Source organism: Psychromonas antarctica, assembly GCF_022267535.1.
Taxonomy (GTDB): domain Bacteria; phylum Pseudomonadota; class Gammaproteobacteria; order Enterobacterales; family Psychromonadaceae; genus Psychromonas; species Psychromonas antarctica.
In genome coordinates this window covers 118,870-132,844 of record NZ_JAHNZV010000001.1, presented here as the reverse complement: position 1 = coordinate 132,844, position 13,975 = coordinate 118,870, and the positions used below count along the sequence as shown (strand labels likewise).

Sequence of the window (13,975 nt, the reverse complement as noted above, 5' to 3'; positions counted from 1 at the left end):
TCGCCATGAACGCTCGTATTTTCTTTTTCGTCTTAGTTGCGGCTTTATTTCTGCTCGGCATATCACAAACGGTTCAACGCCACTTAGCGTTCGACATTCCTTGGATGCCGGGTGAAACACGCACAATATGGAATATTGATGCAAAAATTGATTTTAATGCGTTAGGCAAACCCGTAATAGCCTCATTAACGACACCCAAAATGCAAGCTGGTTATACACAACTCAGTCAAAATGCCGCTTCTCCTGGATATGGCCTTTCCTTTTTAGAGGGTGGCATCGCACCACAAGCACAATGGACAATCAGAAAGGCGCTAGGGGAGCAAACTCTTTATTATAACATCCAACTACTTGCGGATAATAAAAGTAAAGATCAGCAATACACTGAGATGCCTGCATTATTCGATAAGGAATATGATCCCGCGACGTTAGCCGCAGGTACTGAAATTATCCGTGAGGCATTTAAAACCAGTGCCGATCCCTTTAGTTTTACACGCGAACTGTTAAAGGTACTGAATGCGCAACAACCTAGCCAAAATACTAGCTTATTACTCACCAGTAAAATAAACAAAACAGATCTTTTAATCGCACTCTTAAATAAAGCCAAAATTGCAACCAAAAAAATTGGTGCGCTACATTTAGAAGATGGGCGCCGCCGTCAACATTTACAACCATTAGTGGAAGTATTCCAAGAAAAAGATGGAGGGATCACTTCTCAACTATTTGATGCCAATAGCACTTCCGCTGTAAATCGACAGAACTTATTGCTTTGGGATCAAAGCGATAAAGCTTTGCTTGAACTTGTCGGAGGAGAAAATTCCAAAGTGAGTTTCTCTATGATCAAGCAGGAGCAAGCCGCCTTAGCCGCTATTCTACAAAAAGCCGATAATGAACATCTGTTTAACTTCTCTATCCATAGTCTACCCGTTGAAGATCAATCACTATTTAAAGGAATCTTAATGATTCCTTTAGGCGTGATGATTGTGGTGATGATGCGCGTCTTGGTTGGCCTTAAAACATCAGGTACTTTTATGCCGGTTTTAATCGCCATGGCCTTTATTCAAACTAGCCTCGTTACCGGATTAGTCGGTTTTATTCTGCTTGTTGCAGTGGGATTAGTTATTCGTTCATATCTATCACACCTTAACTTATTACTGGTGGCGCGAATATCGACAGTGATCATTATGGTTATTTTACTGATCACTCTGTTTGGTGTCTTAGCATACAAACTAGGGCTTACCGAAGGGCTTAAAATCACTTTCTTCCCTATGATCATCCTCTCTTGGACAATAGAGCGCATGTCAGTATTATGGGAGGAGGAAGGTGCTAAAGAGGTGATGTTACAGGGTGGTGGCAGTTTAATCGTAGCGGTGCTTGCCTATTTTGTTATGAGTAATCCAATTGCACGCCATCTAATGTTTAATTTTATCGGCCTGCAATTTGTGGTAATGGCATTGGTACTGCTACTTGGTAGTTACACTGGTTACAGACTGTCTGAATTACGTCGTTTTAAACCCTTAGTGGATAAGGAATAGACGATGTATTTTTGTAACCCGTTTAAGTTAAAACGCAAAGGTATTATGGGGATGAACCAGCGTAATAGTGGCTATATTGGCCGCTATAACCCGCGTAAACTCTACCCATTGGTTGATAACAAGTTAAAAACCAAAATCATCGCCCGTAATGCAAAGGTCACCACACCGGCTTTATTAGGGGTGATATCAATTCAAGCTGAAGTTCAAAATGTTGAATCATTTATCAAAGAGACCACCGGCTTTGTTATTAAACCCGCTAAAGGCAGTGGGGGTAAAGGTATTCTGGTAATCACTAAAATTGAAAATGGTCGTTATTTTAAAGCAAATGGAGAAGAAGAGAGCCTCCCTGAAATTAAGCGTCATGTTACCGACATCCTTGCTGGTCTGTTTAGCTTGGGTGGAAGCGCTGATGTTGCTGTAGTGGAAGCGTTAATTCAGTTTGATAATGCCTTTGATGGTTTTAGTTTTGAAGGTGTACCCGATGTACGCGTGATTGTATTTAAAGGTTTTCCAGTGATGGCAATGATGCGCCTTTCCACGGCTGCGTCTGATGGTAAAGCTAATTTGCACCAAGGAGCTGTTGGCGTTGGCCTTGACATCGCAACAGGTAAAGCCTTACATGCAGTGCAGTTCGATAGGCCAATTGAATATCATCCAGACACTAATAAAGAGTTAAAAACATTAGAAGTTCCGAAATGGGAGCGACTTATCTATTTAGCTGCGAGTTGTTATGAGATGACGGGCATGGGGTATCTGGGAACAGATATGGTACTGGATCGCTACTTGGGGCCGATGTTACTGGAGTTAAATGCCCGCCCAGGCTTGGCAATTCAAATAGCAAATGGTCAAGGTATTTTGCCGCGTTTAAAGCTTATTGAAAGTTTGCAGAATACAGAGAGAATGGATGCCGAGGCACGCGTCGCTTTTTGCCAAAAACACTTCTCTCAATCATAATTTTCTGGATATATCACGCCATTTAATCACGGAAACAGAATAAATGGCGCTGTTCAGACATATTTGATGAATACTACTTTAATTTAAATTTACTCACTAGCACATTTAGCTGGTTATTAGCAGTCGCTAAATTTTGCGTACTATCAACGCTAGCTTGTCCATTTTTTGTCAGTTCCTGCACCATTGCATGAATATTACTCATATTACGACTAACCTCTTCACTGACGCTGCTTTGCTCTTCAGAGGCGGTCGCAATTTGCGCACTAAGGTCATTAATCTCCACAATAAAGTTGGTCATTGCATCTAAACTTTCTGTAACACGTTCAGTGTTTTCCGCTGTTTCTTCGCAACTTGCTTTGGTGACATCCATCGCGCCAACCGCATCAGCAGCATCTTTACGCAGCTTTGTCAGTATAGTGTTAATTTCAGCAGTGCTACTTTGCGTACGCGCGGCCAGTGAGCGAACTTCATCGGCAACCACGGCAAAACCTCGCCCTTGCTCGCCAGCCCGTGCAGCCTCAATAGCAGCATTTAACGCGAGTAGGTTTGTTTGCTCGGCAATCGCACCGATCACACCTAATACACTGATAATCTCGAGGGTATTGGTGTTCATCGTATTGATGCTTGAGGAAGCAGAGTCAACCTGATCGACTAATGCAATCACGCTATTGGAAGCCTCCATCACAATAGCTTTCGACAATCGCGCCTGATCGTTTGCTTTTTGCGTATTTGTCGCGGTTTCACTTGCTCCTTGTGCAACCGTATCGGAGGTTGCACTCATCTCGACAATCGCACTGACAACTTGCTCAGTTTCTGCTGCGTGTGCAATAAGCGCTTTATTATTTTGCTCGGATTGAATGTTGAGTTGATTTATATTGTCCGTAATATGGATAGAGGCTTGTGAAATATCGAGCAGCATCGACTGAAGGTAAACAATAAAATTGTTAACTGATTGTCCAATATCCCCCAATTCATCATTCGCAACAATCGCGATTCGTGATGTTAAATCTGCTTCGCCGGTTGATAACGTATCGATACGTTCTTTTAATACCACTAGTCCTTTGACAATCGCACTGACAATCCAAATTACGATAATAAAAGAAAGCACAATTAAAACAACTGACAGCGTGATCGCAAAGTCAACTTGTTCACCAAAAATAACTTCAGTGGCCTTTGTTAAGCTCGTTTGTACGGCAACAATATCACTCTCGTAAGCACCCGTTACAATTGTCCACCCCCACTCAGGGAAAATATTTCGCGCATAATTAAGTTTATTTTCAATTTCCCCAGTTGTTGGGTTCTTATAGGTTGTTGTAATATAAACTTCAGGTTTGTTTTTAATTGCAGCTGCAATTGCTGGGGTAGTAGAGCCCAATTTTCCAATTAGTTTCTCATTGGGATGAGCAAGGATCTTACCTTCATCATCCTGAATTAGGAAATAACCGTTTTGACCATATTTGGCAATACTCACAGCATGTAATGCAGCAGCAATATTATCTTGTTTAAGCGTACTAATATATTCACCCGTTGCTATCACCAGGTTTAAAGGCTGAAAATAGAAAGACGCTGTCAGCTTATCTTCCACTTTTTGCGTGGTCGGATTCATAAAAGGATACCGACTAAAACCGATAGGGTTATTTTTAGCTGCAGCAACGACCGCTCGTACAAAATAGTTACCATCGGCATCCTTTTTATCGTAGCCGTTTGTACCAACCCAGTCTGGATGTCCCCCGTAAGCTCGGCTAATCCATGAATCTGCATCGTAGGCAAAGAAATAACGCCCATTATTCCAGCGATAATGATTAAGAAAAGCATCAATACTGGTTGCAGCCTCGCTATCTGACTCACTTTCTTTATATATATTTTCAACCGTGTCTCTAAAATTCGCCATTTCAGCGGACAGCCTTTTTTTGATATCATCTAACTTAGATTGCTCATAAAAGGTGGAGATAGAGAGGGTTAGTGTGTCAACTTGTCCTTTTAAGTTGTCATCAACAACAGCTGATAATTTGCTCTTTACATTACTTTCTTCTGCTTTAAGCACTGCATTTTCGGTACTTATTAACGAAATGATAAAAAAGCCCCCCATTAATAAGAGTGGGATACATAAGGTAATAATTAGCTTTACTTTTATTGTCCATTTCACAATACAAATCCTTTTTTTATCGCTTAATGCGTGCGCCAATGAGCTGATAGTATACATAGAAAGTCAATTTTCGATATATGATTTACATCAAACATATTATTGAAGATCAGATAGTTAGTAAAAAAAAATATAAATTAATATGTTAAGTTGACAAAATTATTCTTATATAGATGATAATGAGATGGCTCTGGTGTTGTACAATATCAACCTGCAAACCTTGCTCTTACACTATTAGGAGCACCACTTCATTTCAGAGGCGACTATGTTTAACTGGGATAATATTGACACAGTGCTGTTAGATATGGACGGAACGCTATTAGACTTGCGTTTCGATAATCAATTTTGGTCACACAGTGTGCCCCATGAAATTGCACGGCAAAAGCAAATTTCAGTGGCTCAAGCAAAACTGGAAATGGCACTGCAATACGATGCCGTAAAAGGCACGCTAAATTGGTACTGCATTGATTATTGGAGCGAACAAACTCAATTAGACATACGCCAGTTAAAAGCTGACTATGCGCATGACATCGTAATGCGCTCGGATACGGTGCCTTTTCTACAGGCACTAAAAAAATGCAATATCCAACGCGTCTTATTAACGAATGCCCACCCAGACAGTTTAGCGATAAAGATAGCACAGACAGGGCTAGACCAGCATTTGGATCACATCTACTCAACGCATACGTTTGGGCATTGCAAAGAGTCAGTGAAACTGTGGCAAGCCTTACACGTTCATCACCCATTCGATCCAGAACGAACACTCTTTATAGATGACAACGAACAGTTGTTACTTGTCGCACAACAATTTGGTATCCGTTATCTGCTTGGCATTGAAAATCCAGATTCAAGTGTACCCGCTCAAGTATTTAAACATTGCCCTGCAATTAATGACTATGATCGACTAACAGAAACGCTTGTGACAGTTAACAATTAAGGACGCTAGCTAATAGCAAATTGACTAATTATCTATTCCTTTAGTGAGTGAAATTGCGACACAGTTGGCTAATTTAACAAAATATGTTCTAAAAAAAAGGTTAACCAATTACTTGATTAACCTTTTTAGATTCATAAATAAGTAATACAAAATCTGCTAATTATCTATTCATTAATACTTGCTAAACGCTATTTTACTACAGTTAAGCTTGGTTTTTTACCCGCTTTGGGTTTATCTGCAGTATCTGCTACAGTCTCATCCGCTTTATCTAATGCTTGATAAGCCGCCTCTTCGGGGAAGATGGTACCTGCGCCATTTTCTCGTGCATAAATACCTTCTATCGCATATAAAGGAACATACACTTGCATCGGCTTGCCGGAAAAACGGGCATTAAACGTAACAGCATCATCATTCATTGAAAACTGCACTACTGACAGTGGCGCAATATTAAGAACAATCTTTCCATTTTCAACAAATTGTAAAGGCACTTCAACACCATGCTGAGTTGCATCGACAATAATATGCGGTGTGCATTCGCTATCAACTATCCAATCATAAAAAGCACGTAACAGGTATGGACGTTGCACTAACATGGCATTCATTACGCACCTACTCGAATTTCACGTTCTGTTTCTGTCATTGATGCTTGGAAAGATTCGCGTTCAAAGACTTTAACCATATAGCTTTTTAGTCCACCAATATTTTCAATGCCTAAATCAATTTTCAATTCAGGTAAACGCCATAATAGTGGCGCCATATAACAATCAGCCAAGGTAAACTCTTCAGACATAAAATAAGCAAAGTGATCAAATACCGGGGCAATCAGTAAAATCGCTTCACGTAGTTTTTTACGCGCAGTCTCAGCAGCCTGTAGATTATCACCCATAATAAGTTCAACCAATGGGTACCAATCACTTTCAACACGCTGCATCATTAAGCGACTTTTACCACGTTCGACCGGATAAACAGGCATCAGGGGTGGATGTGGGAAACGTTCATCTAAATATTCCATAATGATACGCGAATTATATAAAACCAGTTCACGATCAACTAGGGTTGGGACGTTATTATAAGGGTTTAATTCGGCTAACTCTTCAGGCCAATTGTCTTCATCAACAAAAGTAATCTCTACATTAACGCCTTTTTCAGCCAATACAATACGTGTTTGGTGACTATATAGATCTGAAACACCCGAAAAAAGTGTCATTACAGAACGTTTATTTGCGGCTACTGCCATGAAAATCCCCTAATATGTAAATAAAAATTTGATTGAAAAAAAAGAAAACGGCAATGATAGTAAATACCACCATTGCCGTTAATTGACAGCCAGTATAAAATTGCCGATTAATGAACGTCTCGCCAATATTCCTTTTTAAGTAAATAACTAAGAATAAATAAGATGATTAAGAAAGCAATCACCCAAACGCCTAAGCTTTGACGCTCTAATTTGTTTGGCTCACCTGCATATACAAGGAAGTTTACCAGATCGAGTACTGCATTGTCATACTCATCCGATGACATCTCCCCTTGTCCATTACTTTTCAAAGCAATAATCGTTTTATGCTCAACACCATCAATCATTGTCGTTTCAAAAATCGCCGTTGGAATACCTTGCAACTCTTCAAGTACATGCGGCATAGCGACATCAGGAAAAACAACATTATTAACTGAAAAAGGTCGTGTTTCATCTTTATAAAAAGATCGCAAGTAAGTATAAATCCAATCTGCACCACGTAAACGGGCCTCCAATGTTAAATCAGGCGGCGCATTACCAAACCATTTTGCACTCTCTTTTTTATCCATGCTATTTATCATTAAATCACCAATCTTACTATCAGTGAAAATCAGATTGTCTTTCATTAACTCATCAGGAATTTCTAAATCAGTTGCAACACGTTGATAACGTTGGTACCCCGTGGAATGACAAGCTAAACAGTAATTACTAAACAGCTTTGCACCACGTTGTAATGACACTTTATCGCTTAAATCATATCGCGCTTTATCAAGATGTATATTGCCAGTGGATGCAAAAACGACCGCAGGCAAGAATGTAATCAAGGCTATCATTAATTTTTTCATTTGAATGTTAACCTCGTTGGAAGGGGTTTAGTTTTTTCATTTTTACTGTATATCCACAGCGCAATAAAAAAAGAAAAGTAACCAATTGTACCCACTTGTGCAATTTTAGTTAATAACGGCGTGGTTGGTAAGGCACCGAGTACACCTAACACGATAAAGCAGATGGTAAACTGGGCAATATTGAGTTTGTGCTTCCAGCTACGGTAGCGAATCGATTTAACTTTACAACGGTCTAGCCATGGCAAAAAGAACAGAATAACAATCGAACCACCAAAGAATGCAACACCGATAAGCTTATCAGGGATAGCACGTAAAATGGCATAGAAAGGCGTATAATACCAAACGGGGGCAATATGAGTCGGTGTTTTTAGACCATTAGCAGGTTCAAAATTTGGCGCCTCAAGGAAATACCCTCCCCCTTCGGGCATAAAGAAAATAACCGCACAGAAGAAGATCAAGAACCCCGCTACCCCCATAATGTCTTTGACGGTAAAGTAAGGATGGAACGGGATGGCATCGATAATATCTTTCTTAGCACTGTATTGCTTATGGAATGTGAATTTACTTTTTTCGTGTTCCGCTATAGACCCTTTTTTCCTTTTTATCTCAATACCATCTGGATTATTTGAACCGACTTCATGAAGCGCGACAATATGTAAAAATACCAATACAACCAGCGCTAAAGGTATAGCAATAACATGTAATGCAAAAAAACGGTTTAAGGTAGCGCCAGAGATAACATAATCGCCCCGGATCCACAGCGTCAAATCATCACCGACAATCGGAATCGCACCAAATAACGAGATAATAACCTGAGCGCCCCAGAAAGACATTTGCCCCCAAGGCAGTAAATAACCCATAAAGGCTTCTGCCATCAAAGCAAGAAATATAAACATGCCAAAGATCCAGATAAGCTCACGTGGTTTTTGATATGAGCCATAAATTAAACCTCTGAACATATGCAGATATATAACGACAAAGAATGCGGAGGCGCCAGTTGAATGCATATAACGTAATAACCAGCCGTAAGGAACATCACGCATAATGTATTCGATAGATGCAAATGCCCCCTCTGCAGAGGGGTTGTAATGCATCGTTAACCAGATACCCGTTAATATTTGATTCACTAAAATAAGCATCGCTAACGAGCCAAAGAAGTACCAAAAATTAAAGTTAACTGGCGTGGGATATTGTGCAAGATGTTTATTCCATGTTTCCGTCATTGGAATACGGGCATCAATCCAATCTACAGTGCCTAGAAGCAGTTTTTTAAGCATTTAAGCATCTCCTTTGTCTAAGCCGATGAGAATAGTCGTATCACTCACATAATAATGCGGCGGGATCACCAAGTTTAATGGCGCAGGCACGTTTTGAAAAACCCGTCCTGCCAGATCAAATTTAGAGCCATGGCATGGGCAGAAGAACCCAGATTCGACACCTTCAACTTGCTCTGAGAAAGAGTCAGGGAGGTAGGTTGGAGAACAACCTAAGTGGGTGCATATGCCGACGGCCACAAAAATATCAGGCTTTAATGAACGTCCTGTATTTAACGCATATTCTGGCTGTTGCGGCTCTTGCGAATTAGGATCCCGCAGTTGGTCATTAAGTGTTGCTAATTCATCAAGGATTTTTTGTGTGCGGGATACAATCCAAACCGGTTTTCCACGCCATTCTACGCGTATTAATTGACCTGGCTTAATTTTACTAATATCAACAGTAACCGGTGCTCCGGCTGCTTTTGCTTTTTCACTTGGGCTCCAAGACTTCACGAAAGGTACAGCAACAACTGCGGCCCCTACTCCACCAACGACAGCCGTCGTTAGTGTCAGAAACTTGCGGCGACCAGAATTAACAGGCGCATTGCTCATTTAACCATCTCCATTGTGAGCCACTTATACCAAAGGTAAAAAGCAGTTCTTAATATATATAACAGGGGTGCACTCAAGTCCGTTAAATTAAAACTTAGCGGGATGCATAAACTGCTTGAATTTTAAAGAAACAGTCATAAATTTACAAGCTATTAACATTATATTCACCAACCCAGTCAAACAAAAGCATGGCATAATTGACCATGCTCTCATTAACTAGCAAATTGTCACCAATATTTATAAGAGAATAGGCTATAAAAGTATTTAGTTATCAGAATTATTTAGGAGCCCCCATAACTGAATTACCATTATTATTCGTTAAAACATGCAAATATGGATCAATCCAGCAGAATGTATTGTCATCTTCAGCCGCTAATTGATTCACTCTAAAATAGCTTGGAGCAATTTTTAATCAGGGTATTTTTAGCCTATTGGGCGCCATCAGCTTAATGGATTACGGGCTATTTAAAAAAAAGATAAAAAAAAACCCAGTATAAACTGGGTTTTTGCAATTCTTGAAACGAATATTAACGTTTTGAGAACTGTGGACGTTTACGTGCTTTATGTAGACCCACTTTCTTACGCTCAACTTTACGCGCATCACGGGTAACAAAACCTGCGCCACGTAACTCAGAACGAAGAGTTTCGTCATATTGCATAAGTGCACGAGTAATACCTAGACGGATTGCACCAGATTGACCCGTAGTACCACCACCTTTAACAGTGATGTTCAGGTCAAACTTATCAGTAACACTAACAAGTTCTAATGGCTGACGAACAACCATACATGCAGTTTCACGACCAAAATATTCGTCGATATTGCGTTTATTGATAGTGATTTGACCACTACCGGCTTTCATAAATACGCGAGCTGTTGAGCTTTTGCGACGACCTGTGCCGTAATATTGATTTGCCATTGTTTTAATCCTATTAGATGTCTAAAACTTGTGGTTGCTGTGCAGAATGTTGATGCTCAGTACCAGCATAAACTTTCAACTTGCGGTACATTGCACGTCCCAAAGGACCTTTTGGCAACATACCTTTAACAGCTTTCTCAATAACACGTTCAGGCGCACGAACAATAAGATCTTCAAAGCTAATTGATTTAATACCACCGATGAAACCTGTGTGGTGATAGTAAATTTTACCTTTAGCTTTATTACCTGTTACAGTAATTTTCTCTGCATTGATAACGATAATGTAATCGCCAGTATCAACATGCGGAGTGTATTCAGCTTTATGTTTACCACGTAAACGTATAGCAATTTCAGTAGCCAGACGGCCTAAAGTTTTACCTTCAGCATCGACTACATACCAGTCGCGTTTGACTTCAGCTGGTTTAGCAACAAAAGTTTTCATTAAGTTATACCCAAATTAATGATTTAAAAAATATAATTGTCAAATTTGACAATTAAAAATGTATTTGCCATTCCGTATCCCTTCGAATACGTCAAGCGTAAACAACAGATCCACCATAACTATTTTGGGGGGTGGATAACGTGGGCGGCGATATTATACAGAAAAAAGCAGCAGAGATCACCCTAATATTGCAATAAATAAGATTAAATATTTATCCCCCTATTACCTCAAGATACAAAATCAGCAAACCAAATAACGCTTGGGTGCGAGCCATAAGATTAAAGTGTAGTCGTTCTGCGTTGATATTTTATAACAGCGCAGATGAGTGCAGTTTCGCTTACCTGCAGGGACTCACGGCAGGCTGTTAAGCTGATTTGCGCCTATATGTTCGACTTTTTGTAGATAGGCTTGACTCTGCATCTCCAGTAAGCGAGAAACACAGCGTTTAAATTCAAAACTGAGTTTATTGCCCCTGTAAAGTTGTTGGATTTCCACTTCAGCAGAAATAATCAACACCACATGGCGCTCATAAAATTCGTCAACCATAACAACAAAACGCCGCACCCGATCATTTTCTGCATCATCCATCTGTTTGATATTCACCAAAAAAATGGTGCGATATAAAATCGCGATAGCAATATAATCGACGACACTTCTAGGGTCTCCACAGAGTGTTGAAAACTCTATTAGTAATGAATCGGCGCTGAACGCTATGGTTTTCATTTGCCGTTGATTGATAGCAATTTCCTGACCGTATATTCGCTCACCTTGCGCTAAGCTTTCAAAACTTATTTCAATACGAGTGCTAGCCTCATTACTTAACGGGTAATGATAAATCTCAGTTTTAATTAAACGGTGTAATCGATAATCGCTCTGCCCATCCAGGTGGACAATATCACAATGATTTTTGAGCAGCTCAATAGCAGGTAGAAAACGAGCCCGTTGCAGTCCATTTCGATACAGGTCCTCAGGGTGGCTATTAGATGTCGCAACCAATATCACCCCTTCATCAAAAAGTGCAGTTAATATGCCCGCAATTATCATTGCATCAGCAATATCATCCACATAAAACTCATCGAAGCACAGTAAATCTGTTTCAGCTGCAAACATTTTAGCAATCTGCTGGAGAGGGTTTATTTGCCCCTCCAACAAAGCGAGTTGTTGATGTACTCTTAACATAAAATGATTAAAATGCAGGCGTAACTTGCGCTCAGTCGTTAGACTATGAAAAAAAAGATCCATTAAATAAGTTTTTCCGCGGCCAACACCACCATAAAAATACAAACCAGTTAAACGCGTTTTTTTTCTTTCTTATTTAACATTTTTTGCACAAAATAAGCGAAATGCTTCTTTTGCGGCGCGGCCGACTGCAGTGCTTGTAATTGTTCATATAAACGTTGCACATGCTCAATTGCCGCAGCTTGAGCCGGATCGGCAAAGAAATTGGGTTTTGCTAAGTCAGCTTGATACAATAAAGTAGGCGCCACAAATAACTCAATATATATTAAAATGAATAATAAATACCTTAACAATAAAGGCTATGCAACACTATTTATAATTCTGATTTAACAGTGATGCGGTTACTCATGTGACTTCAAATAGATTTCAATATTCTATTTTAATCGTATCGCCGATGCATTGAATGATGACCACTGAGAAGGAAAATGCTTTTGAGAAAATTAAGTTGTTCTATTATTTTTACATGCTATTTATTGTTATTTACAATAAATAGCATGGCTGCACTGCCAGATATGCTTAACGGTCAAAGGATGCCTAGCCTTGCACCTCTAGTCGATAGGGCTAGCCCTGCCGTGGTTAATATTGCAATATCAGGTAATTTTTCTACACAAACAACATTTACCCCGTTTGCAGATCCAGACAATGAAGCACAAATTTACTCTCAACCGTTTGTCGGTATCGGTTCTGGGGTTATCATTGACAATCAAAATGGCTACATTATCACCAATTTCCATGTGATTGAGAATGCAACCGAAATTAAGATCACTTTAAAATCTGGGCTGGAATTTACAGCCCAAGTTATTGGCCATGATAAACACAGTGATCTCGCCCTTCTGCAGATAAAAACCGATAAAGCACTAACGCAAATCGAATTTGCCAATTCAGATGACATACGTGTTGGCGATTTTGTACTTGCCATCGGCAATCCATTTGGCCTAGGACAAACGGTTACCTCGGGCATTATCAGCGCGCTGGGTCGCAGTGGACTTAATCTTGGAAATCTAGAAAACTTCATTCAAACCGATGCCGCGATCAATGAAGGGAATTCTGGTGGTGCATTAATTGATCTGAAAGGTCAATTGGTAGGCATTAATAGCGCTATTTTTGGTTCTGATAATGGTAATATCGGCATCGGATTCGCCATTCCTGCGAATATGGTCAAGAACATTGCCCAACAATTACGACAATATGGACAAGTTCGTCGTGGAATATTAGGCATAAAAGGGCAAGAGTTAACACCTGAACTTGCGGATGCTTTTGCTTTAGACTCACCCCATGGTGCCTTTATAAAGCAGGTGACGCCTTACTCTGCGGCAGAAAAAGCAGGGCTTAAAGCCGGTGATGTGATTATTTCCATCGGTGGCAGCACAATTAAGACTTTTGCCGAATTACGCGCAAAAATAGGTTCACTGCGTGCAGGCACACGAGTTGAATTGGGCGTTATACAGAATGGTAAAGCTGTTATTTTAGTTGCCACATTACAACTGTCACAGCTAAATAAAACTAAAGCACACTTATTACATCCTTTTTTAGCAGGGGCAATATTAGCTGATGCCGACGAAAACACTGGAGTAAAAGTAACAAGCGTAGCAAAAGACTCACTCGCACAGCATTACGGGTTACAACAAGGCGATCTTATTATCGGGATAAATCGCAGACGAATTAACAATTTAAGTGAGCTAGCCCAGATGATAAAAACCGCACCTGAAATATTAGTCCTTAATATTCAACGTGATAAACGTGGTTTGTATTTGATATTGAATTGAAAAAGCGAGTTCAGAATTACAAAACGTTACAATAAATTACAAAAAAATAAAAAAACAGAAAAAAAATTGATTAGAAATCATTTTTTTTAAAGTTTTTT

General features: G+C 39.8%; 12 protein-coding genes and 1 pseudogene. 4 read left to right on the top strand and 9 right to left on the bottom strand.

Going from position 1 to position 13,975, the window contains the following annotated elements:
- The first annotated feature begins 5 nt into the window (after positions 1 to 5).
- Entirely contained in the window at positions 6 to 1,532 is a 1,527-nt protein-coding gene (locus tag KSO91_RS00555; RefSeq protein WP_238740261.1) for an inactive transglutaminase family protein, read from the top strand.
- Between the two features lie 3 nt (positions 1,533 to 1,535).
- Entirely contained in the window at positions 1,536 to 2,486 is a 951-nt protein-coding gene (locus KSO91_RS00550) for an alpha-L-glutamate ligase-like protein (RefSeq protein ID WP_238740259.1), read from the top strand.
- 73 nt (positions 2,487 to 2,559) lie between these two features.
- On the opposite strand, the gene KSO91_RS00545 is transcribed toward KSO91_RS00550, so the two are convergent.
- The gene (locus KSO91_RS00545) at positions 2,560 to 4,632 is read right to left on the bottom strand and encodes a methyl-accepting chemotaxis protein (RefSeq protein WP_238740257.1); all 2,073 of its coding nucleotides are present in this window, start codon (positions 4,630 to 4,632) and stop codon (positions 2,560 to 2,562) included.
- Positions 4,633 to 4,894: 262 nt separating this feature from the next.
- Here KSO91_RS00545 and yrfG point away from each other — a divergent pair, with 262 nt between their 5' ends.
- A complete protein-coding gene (yrfG, locus tag KSO91_RS00540; RefSeq protein ID WP_238740255.1) occupies positions 4,895 to 5,566 on the top strand; it encodes a GMP/IMP nucleotidase in 672 nt (223 codons plus the stop codon).
- A 188-nt stretch (positions 5,567 to 5,754) separates the two neighbouring features.
- On the opposite strand, the gene KSO91_RS00535 is transcribed toward yrfG, so the two are convergent.
- The 8 genes and pseudogenes from KSO91_RS00535 to zapE form a co-directional block, all read right to left on the bottom strand.
- A complete protein-coding gene (locus tag KSO91_RS00535) occupies positions 5,755 to 6,168 on the bottom strand; it encodes a ClpXP protease specificity-enhancing factor (protein WP_420830890.1) in 414 nt (137 codons plus the stop codon).
- Entirely contained in the window at positions 6,168 to 6,803 is a 636-nt protein-coding gene (gene sspA / locus KSO91_RS00530; protein WP_238740253.1) for a stringent starvation protein SspA, read from the bottom strand. The genes KSO91_RS00535 and sspA overlap by 1 nt, the downstream gene beginning before the upstream one ends.
- Before the next feature lie 107 nt (positions 6,804 to 6,910).
- Positions 6,911 to 7,645 (bottom strand): cytochrome c1, encoded by a 735-nt coding sequence (locus KSO91_RS00525; protein WP_238740251.1) that lies wholly within the window; start codon positions 7,643 to 7,645, stop codon positions 6,911 to 6,913.
- Positions 7,642 to 8,922, bottom strand: coding sequence for a cytochrome b (locus tag KSO91_RS00520; protein ID WP_238740249.1), 1,281 nt, complete (start codon positions 8,920 to 8,922; stop codon positions 7,642 to 7,644). The genes KSO91_RS00525 and KSO91_RS00520 overlap by 4 nt, the downstream gene beginning before the upstream one ends.
- Positions 8,923 to 9,513 (bottom strand): ubiquinol-cytochrome c reductase iron-sulfur subunit, encoded by a 591-nt coding sequence (petA, locus tag KSO91_RS00515; RefSeq protein ID WP_238740247.1) that lies wholly within the window; start codon positions 9,511 to 9,513, stop codon positions 8,923 to 8,925.
- 527 nt (positions 9,514 to 10,040) lie between these two features.
- Positions 10,041 to 10,430, bottom strand: coding sequence for a 30S ribosomal protein S9 (rpsI, locus tag KSO91_RS00510; RefSeq protein ID WP_238740245.1), 390 nt, complete (start codon positions 10,428 to 10,430; stop codon positions 10,041 to 10,043).
- Between the two features lie 13 nt (positions 10,431 to 10,443).
- Positions 10,444 to 10,872, bottom strand: coding sequence for a 50S ribosomal protein L13 (gene rplM, locus KSO91_RS00505; protein ID WP_238740243.1), 429 nt, complete (start codon positions 10,870 to 10,872; stop codon positions 10,444 to 10,446).
- Positions 10,873 to 11,223: 351 nt separating this feature from the next.
- Positions 11,224 to 12,359 (bottom strand): annotated as a pseudogene (gene zapE, locus KSO91_RS00500) (cell division protein ZapE).
- A gap of 177 nt (positions 12,360 to 12,536) precedes the next feature.
- On the opposite strand from zapE, the gene KSO91_RS00495 reads away from it, so the two are divergent.
- Positions 12,537 to 13,877: a DegQ family serine endoprotease gene (locus tag KSO91_RS00495; RefSeq protein ID WP_238740241.1), complete on the top strand. Its 1,341-nt coding sequence runs from the start codon at positions 12,537 to 12,539 to the stop codon at positions 13,875 to 13,877.
- Positions 13,878 to 13,975: the final 98 nt, after the last annotated feature.

Excerpts from the sequence above, each read along its gene's own strand:
- KSO91_RS00495 (WP_238740241.1), top strand. The coding sequence starts at position 12,537 with ATGCTTTTGAGAAAATTAAGTTGTTCTATTATTTTTACATGCTATTTA.
- KSO91_RS00550 (WP_238740259.1), top strand. The coding sequence starts at position 1,536 with ATGTATTTTTGTAACCCGTTTAAGTTAAAACGCAAAGGTATTATGGGG.
- KSO91_RS00520 (WP_238740249.1), bottom strand. The coding sequence starts at position 8,922 with ATGCTTAAAAAACTGCTTCTAGGCACTGTAGATTGGATTGATGCCCGT.
- KSO91_RS00555 (WP_238740261.1), top strand. The coding sequence starts at position 6 with ATGAACGCTCGTATTTTCTTTTTCGTCTTAGTTGCGGCTTTATTTCTG.
- rpsI (WP_238740245.1), bottom strand. The coding sequence starts at position 10,430 with ATGGCAAATCAATATTACGGCACAGGTCGTCGCAAAAGCTCAACAGCT.
- yrfG (WP_238740255.1), top strand. The coding sequence starts at position 4,895 with ATGTTTAACTGGGATAATATTGACACAGTGCTGTTAGATATGGACGGA.
- KSO91_RS00535 (WP_420830890.1), bottom strand. The coding sequence starts at position 6,168 with ATGAATGCCATGTTAGTGCAACGTCCATACCTGTTACGTGCTTTTTAT.
- petA (WP_238740247.1), bottom strand. The coding sequence starts at position 9,513 with ATGAGCAATGCGCCTGTTAATTCTGGTCGCCGCAAGTTTCTGACACTA.
- sspA (WP_238740253.1), bottom strand. The coding sequence starts at position 6,803 with ATGGCAGTAGCCGCAAATAAACGTTCTGTAATGACACTTTTTTCGGGT.
- KSO91_RS00525 (WP_238740251.1), bottom strand. The coding sequence starts at position 7,645 with ATGAAAAAATTAATGATAGCCTTGATTACATTCTTGCCTGCGGTCGTT.
- rplM (WP_238740243.1), bottom strand. The coding sequence starts at position 10,872 with ATGAAAACTTTTGTTGCTAAACCAGCTGAAGTCAAACGCGACTGGTAT.